The organism is Mycobacterium sp. TY815 (genome assembly GCF_030755135.1).
GTDB lineage: Bacteria > Actinomycetota > Actinomycetes > Mycobacteriales > Mycobacteriaceae > Mycobacterium.
Genome location: NZ_JAUFRX010000001.1, coordinates 418987 through 443074, shown reverse-complemented (window position 1 = coordinate 443074; position 24088 = coordinate 418987). Strand labels below are relative to the sequence as shown.

27 protein-coding genes and 1 other RNA gene are annotated in these 24088 nt (G+C 67.1%); 11 read left to right on the top strand and 17 right to left on the bottom strand.

The window, feature by feature from the left end; translation table 11 throughout:
• Positions 1 to 86 precede the first annotated feature (86 nt).
• Complete coding sequence (panB, locus tag QXK92_RS01830) at positions 87 to 935, top strand: 3-methyl-2-oxobutanoate hydroxymethyltransferase (RefSeq protein ID WP_371934481.1); 849 nt, start codon at positions 87 to 89, stop codon at positions 933 to 935.
• 112 nt (positions 936 to 1047) lie between these two features.
• Here the strand turns inward: panB and QXK92_RS01825 are convergent, their stop codons facing one another.
• Positions 1048 to 1407 carry a heme-binding protein gene (locus QXK92_RS01825; protein ID WP_306239968.1) on the bottom strand — a complete coding sequence of 120 codons (360 nt, stop codon included), beginning with the start codon at positions 1405 to 1407 and terminating at the stop codon, positions 1048 to 1050.
• A 196-nt stretch (positions 1408 to 1603) separates the two neighbouring features.
• Here QXK92_RS01825 and QXK92_RS01820 point away from each other — a divergent pair, with 196 nt between their 5' ends.
• Positions 1604 to 3139, top strand: a complete 1536-nt coding sequence (locus QXK92_RS01820; protein ID WP_306239967.1) for a CYTH and CHAD domain-containing protein — start codon at positions 1604 to 1606, stop codon at positions 3137 to 3139.
• A gap of 27 nt (positions 3140 to 3166) precedes the next feature.
• Here QXK92_RS01820 and rnpB read toward each other — a convergent pair.
• An RNA gene (gene rnpB, locus QXK92_RS01815) (RNase P RNA component class A) lies at positions 3167 to 3585 on the bottom strand.
• 104 nt (positions 3586 to 3689) lie between these two features.
• Here rnpB and QXK92_RS01810 point away from each other — a divergent pair.
• Positions 3690 to 4400: a 2OG-Fe(II) oxygenase gene (locus tag QXK92_RS01810; RefSeq protein WP_306239965.1), complete on the top strand. Its 711-nt coding sequence runs from the start codon at positions 3690 to 3692 to the stop codon at positions 4398 to 4400.
• Positions 4401 to 4404: 4 nt separating this feature from the next.
• On the opposite strand, the gene QXK92_RS01805 is transcribed toward QXK92_RS01810, so the two are convergent.
• Entirely contained in the window at positions 4405 to 4830 is a 426-nt protein-coding gene (locus QXK92_RS01805) for a MarR family winged helix-turn-helix transcriptional regulator (RefSeq protein ID WP_306239964.1), read from the bottom strand.
• Positions 4831 to 4896: 66 nt separating this feature from the next.
• On the opposite strand from QXK92_RS01805, the gene QXK92_RS01800 reads away from it, so the two are divergent.
• Positions 4897 to 5313 carry a DUF1398 family protein gene (locus tag QXK92_RS01800; protein ID WP_306239963.1) on the top strand — a complete coding sequence of 139 codons (417 nt, stop codon included), beginning with the start codon at positions 4897 to 4899 and terminating at the stop codon, positions 5311 to 5313.
• Here the strand turns inward: QXK92_RS01800 and QXK92_RS01795 are convergent.
• From QXK92_RS01795 to QXK92_RS01775, 5 genes are read right to left on the bottom strand one after another with little or no spacing between them, the layout of a single operon-like run.
• Complete coding sequence (locus QXK92_RS01795) at positions 5310 to 6440, bottom strand: bifunctional RNase H/acid phosphatase (protein WP_306239962.1); 1131 nt, start codon at positions 6438 to 6440, stop codon at positions 5310 to 5312. The two genes, QXK92_RS01800 and QXK92_RS01795, sit on opposite strands and share 4 nt — an antisense overlap.
• Positions 6437 to 7174, bottom strand: a complete 738-nt coding sequence (locus QXK92_RS01790; protein WP_306239961.1) for a zinc ribbon domain-containing protein — start codon at positions 7172 to 7174, stop codon at positions 6437 to 6439. Before QXK92_RS01790 ends, QXK92_RS01795 begins: the two co-directional genes overlap by 4 nt.
• 22 nt (positions 7175 to 7196) lie before the next feature.
• Positions 7197 to 8318 carry a Nif3-like dinuclear metal center hexameric protein gene (locus QXK92_RS01785; RefSeq protein WP_306239960.1) on the bottom strand — a complete coding sequence of 374 codons (1122 nt, stop codon included), beginning with the start codon at positions 8316 to 8318 and terminating at the stop codon, positions 7197 to 7199.
• A complete protein-coding gene (gene cobC, locus QXK92_RS01780) occupies positions 8315 to 9385 on the bottom strand; it encodes an Rv2231c family pyridoxal phosphate-dependent protein CobC (RefSeq protein ID WP_306239958.1) in 1071 nt (356 codons plus the stop codon). The genes QXK92_RS01785 and cobC overlap by 4 nt, the downstream gene beginning before the upstream one ends.
• Before the next feature lie 54 nt (positions 9386 to 9439).
• Positions 9440 to 10453 (bottom strand): PE-PPE domain-containing protein, encoded by a 1014-nt coding sequence (locus QXK92_RS01775; protein WP_306244105.1) that lies wholly within the window; start codon positions 10451 to 10453, stop codon positions 9440 to 9442.
• A 133-nt stretch (positions 10454 to 10586) separates the two neighbouring features.
• On the opposite strand from QXK92_RS01775, the gene QXK92_RS01770 reads away from it, so the two are divergent.
• From QXK92_RS01770 to QXK92_RS01760, 3 genes are read left to right on the top strand one after another with little or no spacing between them, the layout of a single operon-like run.
• On the top strand, positions 10587 to 11264 hold the full coding sequence (locus tag QXK92_RS01770; protein WP_371934480.1) for an HAD-IA family hydrolase: 678 nt from the start codon (positions 10587 to 10589) through the stop codon (positions 11262 to 11264).
• On the top strand, positions 11257 to 11751 hold the full coding sequence (locus QXK92_RS01765; protein ID WP_306239957.1) for a low molecular weight protein-tyrosine-phosphatase: 495 nt from the start codon (positions 11257 to 11259) through the stop codon (positions 11749 to 11751). The genes QXK92_RS01770 and QXK92_RS01765 overlap by 8 nt, the downstream gene beginning before the upstream one ends.
• Complete coding sequence (locus QXK92_RS01760; RefSeq protein ID WP_306239956.1) at positions 11751 to 12578, top strand: SURF1 family protein; 828 nt, start codon at positions 11751 to 11753, stop codon at positions 12576 to 12578. Before QXK92_RS01765 ends, QXK92_RS01760 begins: the two co-directional genes overlap by 1 nt.
• Here the strand turns inward: QXK92_RS01760 and QXK92_RS01755 are convergent.
• The 3 genes from QXK92_RS01755 to QXK92_RS01745 all read right to left on the bottom strand — a co-directional run bounded on the left by QXK92_RS01755 (position 12560) and on the right by QXK92_RS01745 (position 14461).
• Entirely contained in the window at positions 12560 to 13504 is a 945-nt protein-coding gene (locus tag QXK92_RS01755; protein WP_371934281.1) for a cobalamin biosynthesis protein, read from the bottom strand. The two genes, QXK92_RS01760 and QXK92_RS01755, sit on opposite strands and share 19 nt — an antisense overlap.
• A gap of 94 nt (positions 13505 to 13598) precedes the next feature.
• A complete protein-coding gene (locus QXK92_RS01750; protein WP_306239953.1) occupies positions 13599 to 13772 on the bottom strand; it encodes a hypothetical protein in 174 nt (57 codons plus the stop codon).
• A gap of 146 nt (positions 13773 to 13918) precedes the next feature.
• The gene (locus QXK92_RS01745) at positions 13919 to 14461 is read right to left on the bottom strand and encodes a nuclear transport factor 2 family protein (RefSeq protein ID WP_306239952.1); all 543 of its coding nucleotides are present in this window, start codon (positions 14459 to 14461) and stop codon (positions 13919 to 13921) included.
• Between the two features lie 233 nt (positions 14462 to 14694).
• On the opposite strand from QXK92_RS01745, the gene QXK92_RS01740 reads away from it, so the two are divergent.
• Entirely contained in the window at positions 14695 to 15510 is an 816-nt protein-coding gene (locus QXK92_RS01740) for an oxygenase MpaB family protein (protein WP_306239951.1), read from the top strand.
• 16 nt (positions 15511 to 15526) lie between these two features.
• Here the strand turns inward: QXK92_RS01740 and QXK92_RS01735 are convergent, their stop codons facing one another.
• Genes QXK92_RS01735 through QXK92_RS01725 form a run of 3 tightly spaced genes read right to left on the bottom strand, consistent with a single transcriptional unit; the run spans position 15527 to position 17564 of the window.
• Positions 15527 to 16663 carry an epoxide hydrolase family protein gene (locus tag QXK92_RS01735; RefSeq protein WP_306239950.1) on the bottom strand — a complete coding sequence of 379 codons (1137 nt, stop codon included), beginning with the start codon at positions 16661 to 16663 and terminating at the stop codon, positions 15527 to 15529.
• 10 nt (positions 16664 to 16673) lie between these two features.
• Positions 16674 to 16868 carry a hypothetical protein gene (locus tag QXK92_RS01730; protein ID WP_055577209.1) on the bottom strand — a complete coding sequence of 65 codons (195 nt, stop codon included), beginning with the start codon at positions 16866 to 16868 and terminating at the stop codon, positions 16674 to 16676.
• 60 nt (positions 16869 to 16928) lie between these two features.
• The gene (locus tag QXK92_RS01725; RefSeq protein WP_306239949.1) at positions 16929 to 17564 is read right to left on the bottom strand and encodes a pyridoxamine 5'-phosphate oxidase family protein; all 636 of its coding nucleotides are present in this window, start codon (positions 17562 to 17564) and stop codon (positions 16929 to 16931) included.
• A 281-nt stretch (positions 17565 to 17845) separates the two neighbouring features.
• Here QXK92_RS01725 and QXK92_RS01720 point away from each other — a divergent pair, with 281 nt between their 5' ends.
• The 3 genes from QXK92_RS01720 to QXK92_RS01710 are packed head-to-tail and all read left to right on the top strand — an operon-like array spanning position 17846 to position 20600.
• Complete coding sequence (locus tag QXK92_RS01720; protein ID WP_306239948.1) at positions 17846 to 18139, top strand: FeoA family protein; 294 nt, start codon at positions 17846 to 17848, stop codon at positions 18137 to 18139.
• On the top strand, positions 18136 to 20076 hold the full coding sequence (gene feoB, locus QXK92_RS01715; protein WP_306239947.1) for a ferrous iron transport protein B: 1941 nt from the start codon (positions 18136 to 18138) through the stop codon (positions 20074 to 20076). Before QXK92_RS01720 ends, feoB begins: the two co-directional genes overlap by 4 nt.
• A 2-nt stretch (positions 20077 to 20078) precedes the next feature.
• A complete protein-coding gene (locus tag QXK92_RS01710; RefSeq protein ID WP_306239946.1) occupies positions 20079 to 20600 on the top strand; it encodes a NifU family protein in 522 nt (173 codons plus the stop codon).
• Positions 20601 to 20613: 13 nt separating this feature from the next.
• On the opposite strand, the gene QXK92_RS01705 is transcribed toward QXK92_RS01710, so the two are convergent.
• From QXK92_RS01705 to QXK92_RS01695, 3 genes are all read right to left on the bottom strand, one after another.
• Positions 20614 to 21660, bottom strand: a complete 1047-nt coding sequence (locus QXK92_RS01705; RefSeq protein WP_306239944.1) for a triacylglycerol lipase — start codon at positions 21658 to 21660, stop codon at positions 20614 to 20616.
• A gap of 86 nt (positions 21661 to 21746) precedes the next feature.
• The gene (locus QXK92_RS01700) at positions 21747 to 22964 is read right to left on the bottom strand and encodes an acyl-CoA dehydrogenase family protein (RefSeq protein WP_306239943.1); all 1218 of its coding nucleotides are present in this window, start codon (positions 22962 to 22964) and stop codon (positions 21747 to 21749) included.
• Between the two features lie 27 nt (positions 22965 to 22991).
• Positions 22992 to 24074 (bottom strand): phosphotransferase family protein, encoded by a 1083-nt coding sequence (locus tag QXK92_RS01695; RefSeq protein ID WP_306239941.1) that lies wholly within the window; start codon positions 24072 to 24074, stop codon positions 22992 to 22994.
• Positions 24075 to 24088: the final 14 nt, after the last annotated feature.

Here is a 24088-nt window from a genome sequence, read left to right as displayed (position 1 = left end):
GACAAGATGGCAGACTGGGGACGTCAGACGAACCCGGGGACCCAGCCAAGGGCCACGAGGATCGACCCGACCATCACCTGAGGACAATGATGTCTGAAAACGTTTACGGCTCCGGCCCCGCTTCAGCCCCTCAAGCGCCCCGGCCCAAGATTCGCACCCACCATCTGCAGAAGTGGAAAGCCGAAGGTCACCGCTGGGGCATGCTGACGGCGTACGACTACTCGACCGCGCGGGTTTTCGACGAGGCAGGCATTCCGGTGCTGCTGGTCGGCGACTCGGCGGCCAACGTCGTTTACGGCTACGACACCACGGTGCCGATCTCGATCGACGAACTCATCCCGCTGGTCCGCGGCGTGGTGCGGGGTGCCCCACACGCGCTGGTTGTCGCTGACCTGCCGTTCGGCAGCTACGAGGCGGGGCCCGCGGCCGCGCTGGCGGCCGCCACCCGGTTCATGAAGGAAGGCGGCGCCCACGCCGTCAAGCTCGAAGGCGGCGAGCGGGTCGCCGAGCAGATCGCCTGCCTGAGCGCGGCCGGCATCCCGGTCATGGCCCACATCGGTTTCACCCCGCAGAGCGTCAACACCCTCGGCGGATTTAAGGTCCAGGGCCGCGGCGACGCCGCTGAACAGACCATCGCCGACGCCATCGCCGTCGCCGAAGCCGGCGCATTCGCCGTGGTCATGGAGATGGTGCCCGCCGAACTGGCCACTCAGATCACCGGCAAGCTCACCATCCCCACGATCGGGATCGGCGCCGGGCCCAACTGCGACGGCCAGGTCCTGGTGTGGCAGGACATGGCCGGGATGAGCGGCGGCAAGTCTGCCCGCTTCGTCAAGCGGTTCGCCGATGTGGGTGCCGAATTAGGCCGCGCCGCAAGGCAATACGCCGAGGAAGTGGCCACCGGCGCGTTCCCGGCCGAAGAGCACTGCTTCTAGCGGCGATCGCAAGCGCGGCCCCCGGCCGCGCGCCGCGGGTCGCCGCCATCGATCCCGCGGCGATCGCAAGCGCGGCCCCCGGCCGCGCGCCGCGGGTCGCCGCCATCAGTACCTAGGACGTGGGCGCCGGCGCCCCGCACCGGGCCCGGAAGTCCGTGACCGGCTGCCGGATGCCCTGCAGGTCGGCGTGCACATCCGGATTGGCATCCATGTATTGCTGCAGCCTGTCGCGCATCTCTTCGCGGGTGAGACCCTTCAGGCTGGTGAAGAAGTCGTTGACGTCCGGATGCGCGAACAGGTAGGCCGAGGTGGACGCGGCCACACCGGCCGATATTCCGGCGAGGTCGGCCGCAGTACAGTTCGGCGGCGCCGGCTCCGGGTCCGCTCCTGCCGATCCTGCGGCACCGAAAAGCATTGCGGCACTTACCGCGCCGGCAGCGATTCCGCCGGCGACCACGCGGGTCATCAACATGGAAAGCTCCTTCACACTCGCGACCGGCGTCCCGACGACCGGTACCACATCGCACACGATAGGTGGTACGTCCGGCACGTCGATACGAACATGCCGTAGGCGGCGCGGCAACCTCCGTGTGGCAGGCTATGGGGGCCTATCGTTCGGCGCCGACAAGCCACTCTGCTCGGCCGCAACGTGTTCTCACGGAGAAGAAATGCCTGCTAAAGCGCCAAAGACGGCGCGACATCTGGAGGTCGAGCGAAAGTTCGACGTGGTCGAGTCGACGGTCTCCCCCTCGTTCGAGGGCATCGCAGCGGTGTCCAGCGTGGACAAATCCCCCACCCATGAACTGGACGCGGTCTATTTCGACACCGCGACGCAGGACCTGGCGCGCAACCGCATCACCCTGCGCCGGCGCACCGGTGGACACGACGCCGGCTGGCACCTGAAGTTGCCTGCGGGAGCGGACGCGCGCACCGAGGTGCACGCCCCGATCGACGCATCCGACGTCAAAGACACGGTGCCGGCCGAGTTGCTTGACGTGGTGCTCGCCATCGTGCGCGACCACCCGGTCGCACCCGTCGCACGCATCACCACCCGGCGCGAAAGCCAGGTCCTCTACGACGACAAGGGCAACGCGCTGGCGGAGTTCTCCGACGACCACGTCACCGCATGGTCAGCCTCCAGCGACTCCGACACCGGCCCCGCCGAGCAGCAGTGGCGCGAATGGGAAGTCGAGGTCCTCGATGCCGACTCCGACAAGAAGCGCTCGGCCGGCCATGAGCTGCTGAATCGGCTGAGCAATCGGTTGCTGGACGCCGGCGCCTCCCCCGCCGGACACGGCTCGAAGCTGAGCCGGGTGCTGGACTCGGATGGTCCGGCCAAGCAGACGCCCGCTCCCCCATCCGATCCGGTGCACCGCGCGGTGGCCGAGCAGGTAGAGGAGCTGCTGAAGTGGGACCGTGCCGTGCGCGCGGACGCGCACGACTCCGTCCACCAGATGCGGGTCACCATCCGCAAGATCCGCAGCCTGCTCAAGGATTCCCAGGACTCGTTCGGACTGGCCGACGGCGCATGGGTTCTCGACGAACTGCGCGAGCTGGCCGGGATCCTGGGTGTGGCGCGCGACGCCGAAGTACTCGCCGAGCGTTACGAGCGCCAGCTAAGTCAGTTGGCGCCCGAACTGGTTCGCGGACCGGTGGCCGAGCGGCTCGTCAACGGAGCCCAGCGCCGTTACCAGCTCGGTCTTCGGCGCTCGCTGGCCGCGATGCGCTCCAAGCGGTACTTCCGCCTGCTGGACGCACTCGACGCGATGGTGGCCGAGCCTCCGGCCACCGCGTTCGGTCAGGAACCGCGTCCGGTGACCATCGATGCGGCCTACAAGCGCGTCCGCAAGGCCACCAAAGCCTTCAAGGCCGCCGAAGCCGCACACGCCGAAGACGCCGATGAGACGCTGCACGTGATCCGCAAGCGGGCCAAGCGCCTGCGCTACACCGCTTCCGCCACCGGTGCGAGTCAGGTTGCGCAGCAAGCCAAGGCGATTCAGACCGTACTCGGCGATCACCAGGACAGCGTGGTCAGCCGCGAACACCTGCTGTCCCAGGCCCACGCGGCGCACCTCGCGGGCGAAGACACCTTCACCTACGGCCTGCTCTACCGGCAGGAGAGCGAGATCGCCGAAGTCAGTCGCGAACAGCTGGGTTCGGCACTGCACAAGCTGGACAAGGCGGTGCGCAAGAGCCGGCATTGAGAGACAGCCGGCATCGAGCGCAGAAGGCGGACGAGTTGGCCTGTAAGCCGGATTCTGTTCCCCACCGCCGCGGCTTTAATCCACGGCGGCACGGCGACGACCATCCATCTGGACACACCGTTGCCGGGTGCCTCGAGCGGCCTACCCGCAGACTCGGGCGAGCAGCCCTCGAACGTCTGCGCGGCCGCACTTTTGGTGCGGCCTTCTTGGCCTTGCTTCGGGTGGGGTTTGCCTAGCCACCCCGGTCACCCGGGATGCTGGTGCGCTCTTACCGCACCGTTTCACCCTTACCACCGCAGCGGTGGCGGTTTGTTTTCTGTGGCACTGTCCCGCGAGTCACCTCGGATTGCTGTTAGCAATCACCCTGCTCTGTGAAGTCCGGACTTTCCTCGACTCGTATCGGCACCTCTCGGACCGACTCGAGCCGCGGCCGTCCAGCCAACTCGTCCGCGACGAACACGGTACCCCTTGAACAGGGCACAGGCCAGGTCCGGTCTCCTATCGTGGACAGCGCGGTTCGACCACGCACGCGACGACGGGAGGCGGCCCAATGACCCGGTGGGACACCCGTGTCGACTCCGCGGACTGGGGCGCGATCAGAACGGAACTCGACGAATACGGCGGCGCGCTGTTGCCGCGACTGGTAACGGCCGGCGAGGCGAACACTCTGCGTGCCCTCTACGCCGACGACAGCCTGTTCCGCAAGACGATCGACATGGCGCCGAAACGGTACGGCGCCGGACAGTACCGCTACTTCAGCGCTCCGTACCCCGAACCGATCGAAGCGCTCAAGCATGCCCTCTATCCCCGGCTGTTGCCGATTGCCCGCGACTGGTGGACCAAGTTGGCCCGTGCCACCCCGTGGCCGGACAGCCTCGACGATTGGCTGACGGCTTGCCACCACGCCGGCCAGACGCGATCGACGGCCCTGATGTTGCGCTACGGCGCCGACGACTGGAACGCACTACATCAAGATCTCTATGGGGACTTGGTTTTTCCACTCCAGGTGGTGATCAATCTCAGTGAACCCGCTGTCGATTACACCGGTGGGGAATTCCTGCTCGTCGAACAGCGATTCCGGGCGCAATCCCGAGGCACCGCAACGCAGTTGCCTCAGGGGCACGGGTACGTCTTCACCACTCGCGACCGGCCGGTGCGCTCCAGCCGCGGCTGGTCGGCCGCACCCGTGCGCCACGGCATTTCGACGGTTCGTTCCGGTGAACGTTTTGCACTCGGCTTGATCTTTCACGACGCCACCTAGCTCATTAGATCTGGCGGACCGCAGCAGCCAAGCGCTGCAACACATTCCGGGCAACCGCGATATCAGCTTCCGCGATGTCGGAGGTGAGTGCCCGGTGCGCCGCCCACGACCGGTCCGTGATGGCCGCCAATGTCCGTCGACCGTCGGGGGTCAGCATCAGCAGCGGCGACGAGCGGTGGTCGGGGTTGGGCGCCCACTGCGCCAGCCCGTCGTCGACCAGGTTGTTGGCGATGCGTTGCACTCCCTGCCGTGAGACGCCGAGCCGGCGGGCGGCACGGGGCACCGGCGTCGCATCATCGGAGATCGCGCTGAGTAGCTGCCAGCGAGCCTGCGTCTGGCCTGCTGTTTTGGCGACAGCCTCGCCGGACTTGCGCAGCGCACCCGCCGCCTCGTAGATGTCGGCGACCAGCAGGGCGATATCGTCGGCCATCGCACTCCTTTGACAATATGTTGTCAATTTAGCAATATGGTGTCACTGCCAGATTGGAGCAGAAACGTGAGCAGCGCAATCATTAATCTTCAGAACGCACACGAGCGGGCGGCGGCACTGCGGCCGCGATCACACGGGTTTCCCTACCTGGCCGAGGTGCTGCGCCAGGCTGGGGTGAAGCGATACCACCACTCGATCCCGTCGGGCTCCACCCTCTACCTCACCGACGACGGACCGGTCGTGATGCAAGGAGACCCGGTCGTCGCGGGCATCGCCGACGTGGCGCCCTGGAACCGGGATGCGGTGGTCACCGCGATCCGCACCGATCAGGCCGGCGACAGCACCTACCCGCAGTTCGCCCAATCATGCTGGGAGGCCGGCGTGGTGCACTACGACGTCGACTTGCTGGGGCGCACCTGTACCTACACGGGCGTGGCGGGCGAGCAGTATGTCGAGTCCTACCCGCGCGTCGAGGTCGGTTAGAGATATCCCGTCTGGTTCACCAGGCGCACCGACGAAGCGCCGTCGGGATAGAACTCGGCGATACTCAACGAGGCCAGATCCAGATGCAGCCGGTACAAGATGCCCGACCCGGCGTCCAGCGCCATGCGCAGCATCGACTTGATCGGCGTGACGTGGGAGACCACCAGCACATTGGCGCCCGGGTGGTTGGCGATGATCCGGTCGCGGCCACGCCGGACCCGCCGCAGCACGTCGTCGAAGCTCTCACCACCCGGCGGCAACGCACCGGTGTCGTACAACCATCGCCGGTGCAATTCCGGGTCGCGCGCGGCGGCCTCGGTAAAAGTGAGGCCTTCCCACGCTCCAAAGTCGGTCTCGATCAGGTCCTCATCGACGGTGACTTCCAGGCCGAGCGCCCTGGCCGCCGTCGTCGCGGTGTCGTAGGCCCGCTGCAACGGCGACGAGATCACCGCCGCGATCCCGCGCCGCTGGGTAAGGTAGCGCGCGGCCAAACCAGCTTGCCGCCAACCGATTTCGTTCAACGGCGGATTGCCGCGCCCGGAATAGCGGCGCTGCGCCGAAAACTCGGTCTGCCCATGCCGTAACAACAGCAACCGGGTGGGGTTGCCGAGCGCGCCGGTCCAACCCGGGCCCTTGTTCGCGTCGGACGGGACCTCCTCCGCCGCGGCCTGCCGCGCCGCTTCGGTGACCGGCACGGCCACCTTGTCCACCCGGCGATCAGTCAGCGCCGCCGCGTCCATCGCCTCGTTCGCGAGCCGGTCTGCATAGGCGTTCTGCTCGCGCGGGACCCAGGAGAAACTGATCCGGCGAAACTGTGTCGCGAGGGTGCGCGCCTGGCCGTGCAACTCCACCAGATCCGGGTGCTTGACCCGCCACCGCCCTGACATCTGCTCGACCACCAGCTTGGAGTCCATCAGCACCTGAACCTCGACGGCACCCAGGTTCAGGGCGTCGTCCAGGCCGGCGATCAGGCCCCGGTATTCAGCGACGTTATTGGTGGCGCGTCCGATCGCCTGTTTGGTCTCGGCCAGCACGGTCCGGCGATCGGCGCTCCACACCACCGCTCCGTACCCGGCCGGCCCGGGATTACCCCGCGACCCGCCGTCCGCCTCGAGTACCACTTTCATTGTTCAAAACCCTTGATGCGCAATAAGATCGCGCCACACTCCGGGCACCGCTGCACCTCGTCCTCGGCGGCCGCGGTGATGCGGGCCAACTCGCCGCGACCGATCTCGATCCGGCACGCGCCGCACCGGTGACCCTGCAACTGCCCGGCTCCCGGCCCTCCTCCGGCACGCAACCGCTCGTACAACGCCGAGAGGTCGGAGTTCAGGGCGGCGCTCAGGGCGTCTCGGCGCGACCCGTGCTCGGCGCGGGTCGCTTCCAGTTCGGCGAGTGCGGCGTCGAGAGCCTGCTGGGCGGTGGCCAATTCGGACTGCAGCAGATCGGTGGTCCCTGTCTCGGCGTCCTGCTGCGCCTGCAACTCCTCACGGCGCTCCATCAGCTCCAAGAGCGAGTCTTCCAGGGTGGCCTGACGACGTTGCAGGGATTCCAGCTCATGCTGCAGGTCGGCCTGATGCTTGGCGTCGGTGGCACCCGAGCTGAGCAACGAGCGGTCCCGGTCTTCCCGCTTGCGTACCGCGTCGACCTCGGCCTCGAGACGTGCTATCTGAGCGTCCAAGTCCTCCAACGCGATTCGGACGGCACCGAGCCGGTCGCTGGCCGCGGTGTGTTCGCCGCGCACCCGCTCATAGGCGGCGCGCTCGGCCAGATGAGTGCTGCGGTGCGCAAGCCGGGACAGCTCAGCGTCGAGCTTCGCCAGTTCCAGTAGCGAACGCTGCTGTGCTACATCGGCCTTCATCACTGATCTCCACGTCTCTTTCTCAGCACTCAGTTATCACGTTCCAAGGGTCGGTGCGGACGGTGGATACCCGCACCGGCAACGATCCGAATCTGGATCGCAGCACTTCGGCCGCCTGGGCGCACCACGGGAATTCACTGGCCCAGTGCGCGACATCGATCAAGGCCACCGCTGAGGCCCGGCGATGCTCGTCGGCAGGATGGTGCCGTAGGTCGGATGTGACGTAAGCCTGCACGTCCGCCTTGGCTACCGCACCCAGGAACGAATCGCCGGCGCCCCCGCAGACCGCCACTCGCGATACCGGGAGATCCGGGTCGCCGGCCGCGCGCACCCCCCACGACGTCTGTGGCAGGGCGGCGTTGACGCGCGTGACGAAGTCACGCAACGGCTCGGGCCGCGACAGCGAGCCGATGCGGCCCAGTCCGGTCCCGGCCGGCGGTGGCTCCAGCGCGAGGATGTCGAATGCCGGCTCTTCGTAGGGGTGCGCGGCGCGCATTGCCGCCAGCACTGCCCCGCGTGCCCGGGCCGGCGCAATCACCTCGACCCGATCCTCGACGACGTGCTCGACGGCACCGACGCTGCCGATCGCCGGAGCGGCGCCCTCGTGGGGCAGGAACTGGCCGGTGCCGGTGACGGTCCAGCTGCAGTGGGAGTAATCGCCAATGTGTCCGGCGCCCGCGGCAAACACCGCTTCGCGCACCCCTTCTGCGTTGTCCACCGGGACGTAGATGACCCATTTGTCCAAATTGGAAACGCCGGGTGAGGTGTCGAGAATTCCCTCGACGGTCAGGCCCAGCGCGTCCGCCAGCGCGTCGGACACCCCGGGCGCGGCCGAGTCCGCGTTGGTGTGGGCGGTGAACAACGAACGCCCGGTCCTGATCAGCCGGTGGATCAGCGCGCCCTTGGGCGTGCTGGCGGCAACCGTGTCGACACCGCGCAACAGCAGCGGGTGATGGGCCAGCAGCAGTCCGTTGTCGGGCACCTCGTCGACCACTTCGGCCGTCGCGTCGATCGCGACGGTCACCGATTGCACCTCGTCTGCGGGGTCTCCGCACACCAGGCCCACCGAATCCCACGACTCAGCCAGACGCGGGGGGTACGCCGCGTCCAGCACCTCGATGAGGTCGGCCAGTCGCACGCTCATCGGCAGCCACCGCTGCGCACAGCTGCGGGAGCGATCGACTCGACCAGCTCCGGCCACTCCGGACGCACCGCGGCCCGCAGATAAGTTTCGTCCAGCCCAACGAAAGTATCGCAGCGCCTTATCGCAATTCCCTTGTCCCGCAACCGATTTCTGATCTGACCAGCATCGGGGCTACGGAACAACACGAAGGGCGCGCAGCCGTCGACCACCTCGAGTCCCGCCGCTTGCAGGCCAGTCGCCATCGCCGCGCGTACGGCCACCGACCGGGCGGCGTCGGCGGCGGCTTCGGCGACGGCCTGGGGGGTGCAGCAGGCCGCGATGGCTGCGAGTTGCAGGGTGCCGACTGGCCAATGCGCACGCTGGGCGGTCAGCCGGGCCAGCAAACCGGGCTCCCCGAGCGCATAACCCACCCGCAACCCGGCCAGCCCCCATGTCTTGGTCAGGCTGCGCAGCACCAGCACGTCCGGCAGGGCGTCACCGGCCAGCGAGTGCGGCTCACCGGGAATCGAGTCGGCAAACGCCTCGTCGACCACCACGATCCGTCCGGGCCGGCGCAGCGCGAGCAGCTGGTCACGCGAGTGCAGCACGGACGTCGGGTTGGTGGGGTTCCCGATCACCACCAGGTCGGCGTCGTCGGGCACCTTCGTGGCGAGCGAGGCCGCGTCGAGGGTGAACGGGGGTTGCAGGACGACATGGTGCACTGGAATCCCGGCCGCGCTCAGCGCCGCCTCGGGCTCGGTGAAGGACGGCGCGATGATTGCCGCACGGCGCGGGCGCAGGTTGCTCAGCAACGCGAAACCTTCGGCTGCGCCGGCCAGCGGCAATACTTCGTCGCGGGCCCGACGGTGCCGGGCGGCCATCGCATCCTGCGCGCTGCGCACGTCGTCAGCGCTCGGGTAGCGGGCCAGGTCTGGCAGCCGCGCACTCAACTCCTGCATCAGCCATGACGGCGGCTGGGCGCGACGGACGTTGACGGCGAAATCCAGCATCCCGGGCATGGCGTCCTGATCGCCGTGATAGCGCGCGCGGGCAACACGACTCGACGCGACGGGGTCAAGACCTGCCATCACAGAAACACTAGTGCGCGCAGCGAAGGCCCAAGCGCCGAGTACCGCCTGGCATCAGCGCAGCAGGCTCTGGATATCGGCGACGTTGAGATACCCCGCTTCGGCGATGGAGAGCACTTCCAACAGTCCGGCCATTGTCAGGATCGCCGTGTTGGCCGCGATCGGGTCACCGATCGCGTGAATCAGGCTGCCTTGCTCGATTCCGCTGAAGAACAGGCCGGCGTCGTGAACAGGAAGGCTCAGTGCGGCGGCGGTGAGGATGTCGGCCGTCGGCAGCAGGACGGCGTAGTCCGTTGAGATGATCGACGCGACCGTATTGACGACGTTGGCCGGCGTCGGCGCCAGTGCACCCGGCGCCGGACCCAGCAGCGCGGGCAGCAGATCGGGCCACAAGGGTTGAGCAGACGGCGGCGCTGTGAAGACGGTGGACAGATCCACCAGGAAGTCGTGCACACCCTGTTGGGTACCGAGCGCCAGAGCATTCAGCACGGTGGCCGGATTCACCGACGGAAAAAGACCAAACGGTGTGGGCACGTTGGCCGCGGTCGTGGACCAGCCGTAGGCCGGGTCGCCATAACCGAGATTGACGATGACCCGCAGGTCAGGCTGCAACAGGTCGGCCAACGGTGTGCCGATGAAAGGCAGGGCGCGCAGCGGATCCAGCAGCGGCAGGTTGGGCGTCGGAATCATCTTGTAGGTGGTCATCGTCGGGCCCTGCGTGCCGAGTGTGACGGCGGTGTCGACCTGAGCCTGGGTCAGGTGCGGGTAGCCGAAGTGCACCGCGCCGATACCGAAGAAGGCGTTGAGGTCCGAGACGATATTGAGGGGATACCGGGGGAAGTCGGCCAAACCGTCGTATTCGCGGGTGTAGATGGTGGTGGTGTAGACATTGTCCGGGGTCGCCCCGACCATGCTCACGCCCAGCGACGGCAGGGTGAGGCCGACGAAGCGTTGCAGCAGGCCGCCGTTGGGATTCATCGGGTCACCGATCAGGACGAAGTCCAGGTCGGCGGGGCTCGGTGCGCCGGCGCCCAGTGCCACGAGTTGTCGCATTTCGAGCGAGGCGATCTCCGCGCTCTGGGGGCACCTCCGAAATCAGGCCCCCGCGTGTTGCGACACAATTCTGACAAACGGTCAGCCCGCGCGCCCGGTTTTCGCGCCGAGTCGCCTCCCGGGCGGCGCCCGCCCGCGATCAACGACAATGGACACCGTGACACGCTCGATCGCAGGCCAGAAGGCCGAACTGGTGATCTTCGACCTCGACGGCACCCTGACCGATTCGGCGGCCGGAATCGTGGCCAGCTTCCGGCATGCGCTCACCCACATCGGCGCCGCGATTCCCGAGGGTGATCTGGCCGCCCAGATCGTCGGGCCGCCGATGGACGAAACGTTCCACGCCATGGAACTCGACGGGCGCGCCGATGAGGCATTCGCGGCCTTCCGCGCCGAGTACGGCAGCCGGGGCTGGGCGATCAACAGCCTGTTCGACGGCATCGCGCCGCTGCTGGCCGATCTCGAGGCCGCCGGGGTGCGGCTGGCCGTGGCCACCTCCAAGCTGGAGCCGACGGCCCGCCGCATCCTCGCCCACTTCGCACTCGACCAGCACTTCGAAGTCATCGCCGGCGCCAGTCCCGATGGCACCCGCAAGTCCAAGACCGACGTCCTGGCTCACGCGCTGGCGCAGCTGCAGCCACTTCCCGAGCGCGTTCTGATGGTCGGTGACCGCAGTCACGACGTGCACGGGGCGGCCGCGCACGGCATCGACACGGTGGTCGTGGGCTGGGGCTACGGGCGGGGCGACTTCGCCGGCCCGATCGCGTTGACCGGCGTGACCCACGTCGAGACGATCGACGAACTCCGGAGGGCGTTGGGTGTCTGATCCACGGCTGCACGTGACGTTCGTCTGCTCGGGCAACATCTGTCGTTCGCCGATGGCCGAGAAGATGTTCGCCCATCAGATCTCCGAACGCGGTCTCGGCGACGTCGTACGCGTCACCAGTGCCGGCACCGGCAACTGGCACGCCGGCGAAGGGGCCGACCGGCGCGCCAAGCGGGTATTGCGCGACCACGGCTACCCCACCGACCACCGCGCAGCTCAGGTGGACGACGACCACCTTTCCGCCGACCTGGTGATCGCGCTCGGGCGCAACCATCAGCGACTGCTCCGTGATCTGGGGGTGGAGGACGACCGGCTGCGGATGCTGCGCTCGTTCGATCCCCGCTCGGGCGCCCACACCCCCGACGTCGAAGACCCCTACTACGGAGACCACAGCGACTTCGAGACGGCGTTCGTCGTCATCGAGGCCGCGCTGCCGGGCCTGCACGCGTGGGTCGACGAGAGACTTGCGCAGAACGGTTACGGCTGATGGTCAGGCGCTTGCGGTTCCTGCTGCGGCCGGGCTGGGTGGCGCTGATTCTGGTGTGTGTCGCGTTCACCTACCTGTGTTTCACCGTGCTCGCGCCGTGGCAGCTGGGGAAGAACACCAGGACCTCACGGGAGAATCAGCAGATCGCCGACTCCCTGAACACGCCGGCCGTTGCATTGAAAACCCTTCTTCCTCAGCAAGATTCGACAGCACCTGGCGCTCAGTGGCGGCAGGTGACGGCCACCGGACACTATCTGTCGGACGTGCACGTGCTGGCCCGGTTGCGGGTGGTGGACGGCGATCAGGCCTTCGAGGTGCTGATGCCGTTCGTCGTCGATGACGGCCCGACCGTGCTCGTCGACCGCGGCTACGTGCGGCCCGAGCAGGGTTCCCACGTGCCGCCGATCCCACCGGCGCCCACCCAGTCGGTGACCATCACCGCGCGGCTGCGCGATTCGGAGCCGGCGGTGCAGGGCAAGGACCCGTTCACCCGGGACGGCTACCAGCAGGTGTACTCGGTGAACACGGCACAGGTCTCGGCTCTGACCAGAGTGCCGCTGGCGGGGTCCTATCTGCAGCTGATCGAGAACCAGCCCGGTGGACTCGGCGTCATCGGAGTGCCGCATCTGGACGCCGGACCGTATCTCTCGTACGGCATTCAATGGGTGCTCTTCGGCGTCCTCGCACCGATCGCCCTGGGATATTTCGTCTATTCGGAGGTACGCGCACGGCGCCGGGACAAGCAGGGGTTGGCGGTTGCCGAGCCGAAGCCGACCGCGATGACCGTGGAGGACAAGCTCGCCGACCGCTACGGCCGACGGCGCTGAAGCGCGGTCGACGAGCGTGTCCTGACGGCGGAAGAACCACGAAATCTTCTCCCTGGGAACATGTTCGGTGCAATACCGGCCAGCGCGACCAGCGCAACGGCACCCGCCTGCACCAGCTGTGACAATCGCACCGCGCGGCGCAGGTCGCCTGCCGTCGGCGTCCGCCCGTCGCCCAGCGTCGGCCGGATCTGCAATTCGTGGCGGTACTGGGTGGGGCCCCCGAGTCGCACCCCGAGCGCGCCCGCGAACGCGGCCTCGACCACCCCGGCGTTAGGGCTGGGATGCCGGCTCGCGTCGCGTCGCCAGGCCCGCACCGCCGCGACGGGCGAGCCGCCGATCAACGGCGCGCACACGACCACCAGCGCGGCGGTCACCCGCGCTCCGAGGAAATTCGCCAGATCATCCAATCGTGCTGCGGCCCAACCGAATCGGAGATACCGGGGCGATCGGTATCCGACCATCGCATCGAGGGTGTTGACCGCGCGATAGGCCAGCACCGCGGGCGCTCCGCCGGCCACGGCCCACAGCAGCGCCACCACCTGGGCGTCGGAGGTGTTCTCGGCTACCGACTCCAGCGCCGCGCGGGCCAGTCCCGCCTCATCCAGCGCGGCCGGATCCCGTCCGCACAGCGACGGCAGTAAGCGTCGTGCACCGTCGATATCGCCGCCGTCCAGCAGCTCTGCCATGCGACTGCCGGTACGGGCCAGTGACGTACCGCCCAACGACACCCAGGTTGCCAGCGCGGCGGCCGTCGCGGGGCCCGCGCGACGCTGCAGGGCCATACCGAGCAGTCCGACGCCGCCCACCAGCAGGCCGACGTGCACTACTCCGGCCGTTTCACTGTCGCGGTAGCTGACCTGTTCCAGCTTGGCTGCTGCTGTCCCGAATAATGCGACGGGATGGGCCCACATTGGGTCTGCGAACATCAAGTCGGCCAGATAACCCGCGACGACGCCGAGTACCCGGGCCTGCCCCGCCTTCACGAACACCCGGGCAGCGTCTCACACCGCAGATGAGCGGCTAGATGACCACCACGACGACGAGCAGGGTGATCAGGACGATGAACTGCGCAGCCAGCATCCACCACATCTCCGGGACGGAGTTGAACGCGGCCTGAGAGCGTCCGAGCTGGAAAAAATTCGCCAACTTGGCCGCCGAGACATCGGGCTCGCCGACTGACGGTTCGATTGACATGTGTGCAAGATGCCCGTTTCTAGCCGATCTAACCTTAATCGGCGGTGAACTCGGTCACAGGTCCAGGCGCAGGCCCAGCTCGCGCCGATGAAATGACGCAGATCACGAGCAGCGACGGGCCTCAACCACCCCTTTTGCGCACGCGGTCACGCCTCGCTCCTCCCGCTGGGAGCGTCTAATCGGCCGGGTTCACCGGAGTGCCGGTCGCTGGGCAAACCGGTGGTGGTCTGGTCCACCGTCACGACCCACCGGTCGAGCCGCCATACGCCGTGCCGCTTGACGGCCGTGAAGTCGTAGCAACCCGTCAGATCGGGCACCGGCGAACCGCCACCCCGGATCGCAAACACCTGGACATAACAGTGTCCGGTCACTTCCCCGTCGGTCTGACTTGTCATCCAGAGCGAGTTCACCGCGTGGCGTCGTGTGTTGTGTTCGGCCCTGAACGCTGACTTCCTGGCGGCGAGCAGTTTCATGACGACGTCGATGTGCTCGGATAACACTCGACCTTCATGCAACAGGACCAGTTCCGGTGATTCGGTGAACAAAGCGCGGAATTCATCGAGGCGGTCGTGGTCATAGGTGTAGGCGTAGGCGCCCAACAGGTTGATCACCGCAAGTCGATCGGCGACATCGAAGTGTGCATCTCCAGCGTCCCTGCCGGCCGCTAGCAACAGTTGCTCGTCGAGCATATTCACCCTCTTCTCCGGGAGAGCTGACCATATTGTCAACCCCAGTTGACATTAACTATCGTAGGTCTCAGCTAGCTTTTGTCAACTAGGGTTGTCACCCTGGCTTACGGCGTGGTCCGCAACCGTCGGATCGCCCGACACCATGTCTGCCAGTGACCGTGCCGTGCGTGGACGATCTCGGCCCGAGGCGCTGTCGCGCGTGGTCTACTCGAAGACATGAGCCAGGACCCGCGATGAAGCGCCCGGTCAGCCGCGTCGCCGACCTGCTGAACCCGGCGGCGTTCTTGCTGCCGGCGGCGAATGTGATCATGCAGCTGTCCCGGCCGGGCGTCGGGTACGGCGTCCTGGAAAGCCCGGTGGACAGCGGCAACGTCTACAAGCACCCCTTCAAACGGGCCCGTACCACCGGGACGTATCTCGCGGTGGCCACCATCGGCACGGACTCCGATCGCAAACTGATCAGGAAGGCCGTCGACGTCGCCCACCGGCAGGTCCGCTCCACGGCGTCGAGCCCGGTGGCCTATCGCGCCTTCGATCCCGCGCTGCAGCTGTGGGTCGCCGCCTGCCTGTACCGCTACTACGTCGAGCAGCACGAGTTCCTGCACGGGCCGCTCGATGATGCGGCCGCCGACGCCGTCTACCAGGACGCCAAACGACTGGGCACCACCCTGCAGGTGCCCGAGCGGCTCTGGCCGGCCGACCGGGTCGCCTTCGATGAGTACTGGAAGCGGTCGTTGGACGAACTGCAGATCGACCCGCCGGTGCGGGAACACCTGCATGGGGTGGCCTCGATGGCGTTCCTGCCGTGGCCGCTGCGCACGCTGGCCGGACCGTTCAACTTGTTTGCGACGACGGGGTTTCTGGCGCCGGAGTTCCGGGCGATGATGCGGCTGGACTGGTCGGAGTCACAGCAGTACCGGTTCGAGCTGCTGCTCTCGACGCTGCGGGTGGCCGACCGGCTGATACCGCACCGGGCCTGGCTTCTGGTCTATCGGATGTACTTGTGGGACATGAGGTTTCGCGCACGCCGCGGCTGGCGGGTGGTCTAGCCGGCGGCAACGCACGTCAACGTACGGTCGCGAAGAACTTCCGCACGTCGTCCACGAACAGCTCGGGCTGCTCGAACGCGGCGAAGTGCCCGCCGCGCGGCATGGTGGTCCAGTGGGTGATGTTGAAGTTCGGTTCGCACCAGCGGCGCGGAGCCCGCAGGATCTCTTTCGGGAAAGACGCGACGCCCGTGGGCAATTCGACGCGGGTGGTGTCCCCCCACTTCTTGAAGCTCTCCCAGTACAGCCGCGCGGAGGACGCCGCCGTCTCGGTCACCCAGTACAGCATCACGTTGTCCAGCAACTCATCTCGCGTAAGAACGTTCTCCGGGTGCCCGTCGCAGTCCATCCACGCCTGGAACTTCTCGACGATCCAGGCCAGCTGACCCACCGGCGAATCGACCAGCCCGTACCCCACCGTCTGCGGCCGCGTCGACTGCTGCTTGGAATACCCCGTCCCGTTCTTGCGGTGCTCAGCCAGCGCGGCCAGCGCCTGCTGCTCCTCGGGCGTCGGGTTGGCCATCGTCTCGGCGGTGGGCGTACCCAACGGCATGTTCAGATGGATCGCGGCGCAGTTGCCGCCCCCCGAACCGGCATTGCGACCGATCTGACTGGTGACCGCCGAGCCCCAGTCACCACCCTGCGCGCCGTAGCGGTCGTAGCCCAACCGCTGCATCAACTCTTCCCAGACCAGCGCGATCTTCTCCACACCCCAGCCGGTGCGGCCCGGCTTACCCGAGAACCCGTACCCCGGCAGCGACGGACACACCACGTGGAAGGCGTCCTCGGCCCGTCCACCGTGGGCGGTCGGGTTGGTCAGCGGCTCGATCACCTTGTGGAACTCCACGATCGACCCCGGCCAGCCGTGGGTGATCAGCAGCGGGAAGGCGTCGTCGTGCGGCGAACGCTGGTGGATGAAGTGGATGTCCAGACCGTCGAACTGGTCCACGAAGTGGTCGAAGCGGTTCAGCGCCGCCTCGCGAGCGCGCCAGTCGTAGTCGGTGGACCAGTACGCGGCCAGATCCCGGGTGTAGCGCAACGGGATGCCCTGGCTCCAGTCGTCCACGCATTCGGCTTCCGGCCACCGGGTGCGCTGCAGCCGAAGGCGCAGATCGTCGAGTACGTCGTCGGGAACGTCGATGCGAAACGGCTTCACCCGATCGACCCTACTTTTGTGTCGCGTCCTTGATCAGCGTGCTGATCTGCTCGAGCAGTTCACGCATGTCGGCGCGCATGGCATCCACCGCCGCGTACAGGTCGGCCTTGGTTGCCGGCTGCTGGTCCGACGACAACGGCCGCACCGGCGGCCCCGATGTCTTGCGTGCTGCGCTGTCGCTCTGAGAACCAGGTAGGTCACCCACGGTGTCGAGCGTGCCATACCCGGTTAGGCACGTCCACGAAGGGCAGCTTTTCGTGGCGGGTCACCGATCTGGGCGCAACTGTTCACGAAGCGCCGCATTCTCGGCCTGCAGGGCTGAAAGTCGTTGGCGCAACGAGGCGAGCTGCGGTTCGAGCTCCGCGGCGGTGAAGCGGGCAGTGATGTGCTGGTGACAGTTCCAGTCGTAGGCCTCGACGTCGACGACGACGGCGCGCTCCACGACCGCGTCATAACTGACTTCGGCAAGCTGGGCGATCAGGACGGGGTCGTCGTCGGCGGCAACGACACGGGCTCGCCCGAAGATCTTCAGGCGCCGCTTGTGCGCGTAATCCATTGCGATGATCGCGACCCGGTTGTCCCCGGCGACATTGCCGGTGCTGATGTACTGCAGGTTGCCGCGAAAGTCCGCCCAGCCGATGGTGTGGTCGTCGATGACGCGAAGGAAACCGGGCGGCCCACCCCGGAACTGGACGTAGGGCCAGCCCGTCGCTCCGACGCTGGCCAGATAGAAGCTGTCGCGTTCGCCGAGGTAATCCCGCTCGTCATCGGTCAGCGGGTCGGCGCCGGGGACGGCCTTGGCCTGAACCCGTTTGCGATCGTAGAAGGCATCGCTGCCGTACTGATGCTGCACGGCTCGGACGTCATCGGTGAACGCGATCAGACCGTAGTGTTTGCTCATCGCGCACCCGCCTACTCTGTGTGGCCTCGGGAGTACGTTCGTTCACGCGGCCGTCGTCGGCCCACAACAACCCGTGCAGGGCAACGGCCATGGTAACGCGCCGAGAGTGCGGTGGCATCCGAAGCCATCGGGCGCAACACCGCTGAGTCGGCCTCGAAACTCCTGTGCGTGATATGCCGCTGAGCCCTTGGCGCCCTTGCCCTTGGTGAGGCTGACCTAACTACGGATACTCTTGGTTATCACCCGCGTGCGGGCGTGTCGGCAATCCGGAGGTACCAACGATGCCCAACAGCCGGTTGGAGCGATCAGCGCCGAAGTCCCGGCCTGGTCAGGACCGCCGGCCGACCCTCGCCGACCTGGCTCCCGGAACCGGCGCCGAGATCGTCGCGTTCGACCCAGCGATTGCCCCGGATATCGCAAATCGCCTGCGCCACTTGGGTTTCCGACCCGGCGTCCAAGTCATTAAGCTGCGCACCGCCCCGCTCGGCGACCCTGCGGTGTACCGGCTGCTGGGTTACGACACGTGCTTGCGGCGCCGGGAAGCCGCCCAGATCGAGATCACCGAGCAGTCATGACCGCGTCCTGCCACGACGACGGGGGTGCGGTCGCCGCCCCGCCCGGCCTGTCCCGGACGGCGCTGATCGGCAGCCCCAACGCCGGCAAGACCACCGTGTTCAACCAGCTCACCGGGATGAGGGCACGCACCGGCAACTACCCCGGTGTCACCGTCGCCCGCCGGGTAGGCACCGGGAAGTTCCGCAGCGAGGACGAAACGACGACGTTCCTCGTCGAGGACGTCCCGGGGTGTTACAGCCTGCACCCCGTCAGCCCGGACGAACAGGTGGTCGCCGACCTGCTGCGCGGGGAATTGCCTGGCATCACCGCACCGGATGCGCTCGCTGTGGTCGTCGATGTCACCGTCCTGGAGCGGTCGCTGTCGCTGGTGTCGCAGGTACTCGCACTGGGCAAGCCCACCCTGCTCATCCTCACCATGGGAGACGAACTTGCGGCCCGCGGCGGCCAGCTGGACACCGAAAAATTCGCCGCCGCGCTGGGCATCCCGGTGGTCAGCGTGATCGGCAGCCGCGGCAAAGGGTTCGAACCGCTACGGGCACTGCTGGCCGCGCCGCAGACTTGGCAGCGCGTCGCCATCCCGCCACCGTCCGACGACGCCGAATACCAGAGCTGGATCGCCTCGATCCTCCATGCCGGCCGGTACCGGGCACCTGAGCCGGACCGCCGCAGCGCGCGGATCGACCGGGTGCTGTTGCACCCCGTGTGGGGTTCGTTGTTCTTCGTCGCGGTGATGTTCGCGTTCTTCCAGATCGTCTTCACCCTGGCCGCGCCGTTGCAGGACCTGATCGAGAAGTCGTTCAGCTGGCTGGGCACCCTGGTGGACGACCACATCAGCAACGGCGCGATCGCGGGACTGCTCGGCCACGGGGTGATCGGCGGAGTTGGCGCCGTCCTGGTCTTCATCCCGCAGATCGTGCTGATGTTCCTGCTGATCTCGCTGCTGGAAAACATCGGCTACATGACGCGCGCCGCGTTCCTGGTGGACCGCATCATGGCGACCACCGGACTGGACGGCCGCGCCTTCGTGGCGATGCTGTCATCTCTGGCGTGCGCGGTGCCCGCCATCATGGCCACCCGCACCATTCCGTCGTCACGAGACCGGCTCGCCACCTGCATGGCCGCGCCGTTGATGACATGTTCGGCCCGCCTGCCGGTGTACATCCTGCTGATCGGGATGCTGGTCAGTCCGCAGGACAGGTGGGGGCCGGTCTCGATGCAGGGCGTGGTCATGTTCGGCATGTACCTGCTCGGCGGCGTCTCGGCGATGCTCACCGCCTGGCTGTTCAAATCGGTGGTGCTCGGCGGGGATCTGCTGCCGTTCTACATGGAGATGCCGCCCTACCGATTCCCGTCGCTCAAGTCGGTCGTGATGACCGTGTGGGACTCGGCAAAGGTGTTTCTGCGCAAGGCCGGAACCATCATCCTGGGCACCTCTGTCGTGTTGTGGTTTCTGCTCAACCTGCCGACGCGCACCGCGGAGACCGCCGGTATGGACCAGACCGCGGCTTCGGCCTACGTCGTCAACCATTCCTTCGCCGCCGGCCTGGGCAAGATTCTCGAACCGCTGTTCGCGCCGCTGGGTTTCGACTGGCGGGTCTGCGTCGGCCTGATCGGCGCGATGGCCGCCCGTGAAGTGTTCGTGGCCACGTTGGGGCAGATCTTCGCCACCGGCGAATCCGGCGACCTGGTCTCGGCCGCGCATTCGGCCGTCTTCACCTCCGGCCCGCATCACGGGGAGCTGGTGTTCACCGCGCCGACGATCATGGCGTTGCTCGTGTTCTTCGCCTACGCCCTGCAGTGCATGTCGACGATCGCCACGCTGCGGCGCGAGACCAACTCGTGGCGGTGGCCGCTGGTGGCGTGGGGTTACATGTTCGTGCTCGCCTGGGTGGCGGCGTTCGCCGCCCGGCACATCACCTTGTGGCTGACGGGTTGATCGTGACGGTTCCGCTGCTGCACCCGCAGACCACCGACGACCCCCGCCTGATGCGGTGGCTGACCGGGACACGGCAGCTGCCCGATGTCCCGCCGCAGTTGACCGCGCTGATCACCGAGGGCGTGCTGGAACGGGCGGAGGTAGGCGCCGGTGAGGTGCGAACGCGGTTGTGCGCCAACAGATCCTGGGAGGTCGACGGCCCCCGGGTGCGCTCGGCGCTGTTCGATGCGCTGTCCGGTCAGACCCCCGACGTCAGCGAACAGGAGCTGCGCGACGGGATCGACGAGATTCTGGCGCGCGACGTGTCGCCGATCGCCGCCTCGCACGGAGGCGCGATCAAGGTGCACTCGGTGCACGACGGTGTTCTCACCGTGGAACTGACCGGAGCCTGCCTGGGCTGCCCGCTGAGCGGTCGCACCCTGGGTGACCTGGTGACCCGCAGCGTGCAGGCGCGCTACCCGCAGATCCGTGAGGTCCGGGCGACCCAGCCGCGCCGCACGTGGCTGAAACTGAAACGGCGGTAGCGCGCACGTTGCCTCAACTGGCCGGGCAACCCTCGCGGTTGACCCCGTCGAGCGCCTTGGGCGCGCCCTCGATCGCCTTGTGCACCACGTCGAGCACCTGCGGATCCCAGGTGAGCGCGGTGGGCCAGTCCAACCCGGCGGCGTTGGACACGAAGATGCTGTGGGTGTCGTCGAAGGTGTAACAGCGCCGGTGCGGCAGCACCGGATCGCCGATGTCCTTGGCCAGGGCGCTCTGCAACGCCACCAGACCGTCGTTGGGCCACACCGCGGGGTTCACCTGACCGGGCTTGGTGAATTTCTTGCCGCCGATCAGCACGACAGGGATCTTGTCCAGCACACCGGACTGGAAGTCGTTCCAGCCGTTCTTGCCCATCAGGAAAGCCTGGTTCACCTCACGGCCCGAGCCGGCCATCAGCCGCAGCACCTCGTCCTTGAATCCGTTCATAGCCTTCTCGCAGAACGTGTCTCCGAGGCAATCGGTGAGCGGAAGGATGCCGTTGGCATAGTCGGACAGATACGAGCCCTGCCACGGGGTGCCGATCGTGGTCAGCGAGCGGATATGCAGCGGGGAATTCGTGCTCGACAGCACCCGGATCGCGGCACGCGAGTAGAGACCGCCCATCGAGTGGGCAACCAGGTCGACGTCGTTGACCCCTTTCTCGGTGTGCAGGTAGGTGAGGAACCGGGCGAGGTGCTCACCGGCGGTGTCGATACTTCCCGTGGAGTCGACGGTCATGTTCTCCGGCAGCGTCACCGGGCAGATCGCGAACGGGCCGAATCCGGTTTGGTCGACCACCTGCCCGCGCCCGGCCATCGCCGGCGAGGTGTAGACGGTGTACGCCTGCTTCAGCAGGTATTCGCGGATCGCGGTGTCGGTGTTGCCCGCCGCCAGTCCGGTTGCGCATGCCTGGTCCGGGGTGGTGAACGGGCTGGTGGCATCTCCCCCGGAGACGATCACCACGGCCTGAGCGGCCGGACGTTTGCCCGATGATGCATCTTTGTTCCCGCAGCCGGCGAGCATCGTCACCACCACCACAACCAGCACCAGAAGTCGTCGCACGCCACAGGATGCTAGACCCCGCACCGCGGGTTCTTGGTCAAACAGCCAAAGCCGTTGAGGTTTCGATAGGGAACCGATGCCCGATCTCAGACGGTGTCCGATCCGGGCACCCGCGCCGCCGCCGAGCCGACGTGGTTCATCCGCCGGATGATCGCGTACTTGTGGACTTCGGTGGGCCCGTCGTAGAGCCGGAATCCCCGGATGTCCCGGAAGATCATCTCGATCGGCGTTTCGTCGGTGACGCCGATTCCACCCATGACCTGTATGCAACGGTCGACGACCTTGAACAGCTCCTCGGACACGAATGCCTTGCTGATCGAACTCTCGTGCCGGCCTTTGTGCCCCTGGTCCAGGATCCACGCCGTGTGCCAGATCGCCAACCGACACTGGGTGAGGGCAATTTCGTTGTCCGCCAACATGAATCCGACGCCCTGGTGATCGATGATCGGGGCGCCGAACGCCGTCCGGGTCTTCGCGTGCTCCAGGGCGATGTGCTGGGCACGTGAGGCGGCCCCCAGCCAGCGCATGGCGTGGGTGAGACGTGCCGGGGCCAGGCGCATCTGGGCGTAGCGCATCGCCTCGCCGACTTCGCCGAGCACATTCGACGCGGGCACCCGCAGGTCGTCGAAGACGACGACGCCGTGCCCTTCGACATAGTTGCGGTCCATGGAGTTCATCACCCGCTCGATGACAATCCCTCCAGAGCCGGGGTCATCACCCTTAGCCAGGAACAACGTTGGCCCGTTACGGTTTTCGTCACCGACCACGTTGGCCATAACGATCCAGGTTCCCGCGCCGTTGGCGCCGGTGATGAGCCACTTGCGGCCGCTGATGACGTAGGAGTCGCCGTCGCGTCGCGCCTCGGTGCGCAGTTGCGACGGATCCGAACCTGCTCCACCGGGCTCGGTCATCGCAAACACCGATCGGACGGTGCCGTCCAGGACGGGTTTCAGGAAGACCTCGGCCTGCTCGTCGGTCGTCAGCTTGTCGAGCAGAAACATGTTCCCCTCGTCGGGCGCGGCGCAGTTCATCGCGACCGGCCCGAGCGTGGACCACCCGGCCGCCTCGTAGATCACCGACTGCTCGATGTGCGAAATGCCTTTTCCGCCGAATCGTGTGGACGCCTGCGGGGTCAGAAGTCCTTCCTTGCGTGCCAATTCCACGAGCTCGCGGCGCAGGTCGTCGTTGGGGCCGTGCTGGGTGAGCCGCGGATCGCGCTCGTAGGGGACGATCGCGTCGATGACGAATCGGCGGACCCGCTCGCCGAGTGCCGTCAGTTCCGGGGGTACGGAGAAGTCGATCACGGAGCCATCCTTTTGGGTTGAGGGCGATCAGATGTCTTCTGCCGAAAGGGAATCGGCGGTCACCGTCAGAACAGATGTGGCAATGCGGTTGAACGCGGCGTACTGCGGGCCGACGAGCGCACCACGTTGGTGCAGCACGAATAGCTGCTGCCAGGCGATCGCGAGGCGGAGCCGGCCCAACACCAGGTAGAAGCCGACCGGCACCGCTTCCCGTCCGGCCGCGACAAAGTACTTCGCCGCGAGCGCTTTCCGGTCCGGGAAGCCCGGCTGCAGGGACGGGGCCAATCCGAGGTCGCGAATGACGTCCGCGTCGTCGGCCTGCGCCCAATAGGACAGCGTGACGCCGAGATCGAAGAGCGGATCGCCCAGCGTCGACATGTCCCAATCGATCACCGCGGCAGCCGCGCCGGTGGCATCGAAGATGACGTTGTCAAACTTGAAATCGTTGTGCAGCACAGTGGGTTTGATCGACGGGTCGGGTGCAGCGGCGCCCAGCCACGTCACGATGTGCTCGACCGACGTCGGCGGTGATCCGTCGAACGCGTTGTGTGCCCGCCGGTTCCAGCCGGCGATCTGTCGCGCGATGAAGCCTTGGGGCCGCCCGAGCTCGGCGAGCTCGGGGTGGGTGTCGAGGTCGATCGCATGCAGGTCCGCCAGGGCCGTCACGAATTCGTCGGCGAGCCTGGCGCTGGGGATGGCGGCGAGTTGCTCGGGAATCGTGTCCGACACGACGGTGCCGGGGCGGTATTCGATCAGCTGAAAGGGTCCTCCGAGTACCGAGGCATCGTCACAGAAGGCCACTGCCCGCGGCGCGCGGCGGTAGTGCGCGTGCAGGCGACTCAGCACCCGGAATTCTCGCGCCATATCGCTGGCGCCCTCGGCCAGCTGTCCGCCCGGCGGCCGGCGCAACACCACGGGTTGGCCGTCCACCGAGATCAGGTAGTTCAGATTGGCCAGACCGTTGGCGAACTGACGCGGCTCAACGGCGTCGAGCACCATCCCGCCGCCACGCAGCCAGGCGCCCAGCGCTTCCCAGTTCTGCGGCGAGCACTCGGCACGGAAACACTGCTGTTCAAGGGCGGCACCGGCGAGATCGTGGCGTGCGGTCATCGGGCTCCTTTAGA

Coding starts and splice junctions, on each gene's coding strand:
- QXK92_RS01785 (WP_306239960.1), bottom strand. CDS start 8,318: ATGAGCGTGCGACTGGCCGACCTCATCGAGGTGCTGGACGCGGCGTAC.
- QXK92_RS01770 (WP_371934480.1), top strand. CDS start 10,587: ATGGACACCGTGACACGCTCGATCGCAGGCCAGAAGGCCGAACTGGTG.
- QXK92_RS01810 (WP_306239965.1), top strand. CDS start 3,690: ATGACCCGGTGGGACACCCGTGTCGACTCCGCGGACTGGGGCGCGATC.
- QXK92_RS01820 (WP_306239967.1), top strand. CDS start 1,604: ATGCCTGCTAAAGCGCCAAAGACGGCGCGACATCTGGAGGTCGAGCGA.
- QXK92_RS01725 (WP_306239949.1), bottom strand. CDS start 17,564: ATGAGCAAACACTACGGTCTGATCGCGTTCACCGATGACGTCCGAGCC.
- QXK92_RS01720 (WP_306239948.1), top strand. CDS start 17,846: ATGCCCAACAGCCGGTTGGAGCGATCAGCGCCGAAGTCCCGGCCTGGT.
- cobC (WP_306239958.1), bottom strand. CDS start 9,385: ATGGCAGGTCTTGACCCCGTCGCGTCGAGTCGTGTTGCCCGCGCGCGC.
- QXK92_RS01760 (WP_306239956.1), top strand. CDS start 11,751: ATGGTCAGGCGCTTGCGGTTCCTGCTGCGGCCGGGCTGGGTGGCGCTG.
- QXK92_RS01740 (WP_306239951.1), top strand. CDS start 14,695: ATGAAGCGCCCGGTCAGCCGCGTCGCCGACCTGCTGAACCCGGCGGCG.
- QXK92_RS01695 (WP_306239941.1), bottom strand. CDS start 24,074: ATGACCGCACGCCACGATCTCGCCGGTGCCGCCCTTGAACAGCAGTGT.
- feoB (WP_306239947.1), top strand. CDS start 18,136: ATGACCGCGTCCTGCCACGACGACGGGGGTGCGGTCGCCGCCCCGCCC.
- QXK92_RS01750 (WP_306239953.1), bottom strand. CDS start 13,772: ATGTCAATCGAACCGTCAGTCGGCGAGCCCGATGTCTCGGCGGCCAAG.
- QXK92_RS01790 (WP_306239961.1), bottom strand. CDS start 7,174: ATGAAGGCCGATGTAGCACAGCAGCGTTCGCTACTGGAACTGGCGAAG.
- QXK92_RS01795 (WP_306239962.1), bottom strand. CDS start 6,440: ATGAAAGTGGTACTCGAGGCGGACGGCGGGTCGCGGGGTAATCCCGGG.
- panB (WP_371934481.1), top strand. CDS start 87: ATGATGTCTGAAAACGTTTACGGCTCCGGCCCCGCTTCAGCCCCTCAA.
- QXK92_RS01825 (WP_306239968.1), bottom strand. CDS start 1,407: ATGTTGATGACCCGCGTGGTCGCCGGCGGAATCGCTGCCGGCGCGGTA.
- QXK92_RS01805 (WP_306239964.1), bottom strand. CDS start 4,830: ATGGCCGACGATATCGCCCTGCTGGTCGCCGACATCTACGAGGCGGCG.
- QXK92_RS01755 (WP_371934281.1), bottom strand. CDS start 13,504: ATGTTCGCAGACCCAATGTGGGCCCATCCCGTCGCATTATTCGGGACA.
- QXK92_RS01745 (WP_306239952.1), bottom strand. CDS start 14,461: ATGCTCGACGAGCAACTGTTGCTAGCGGCCGGCAGGGACGCTGGAGAT.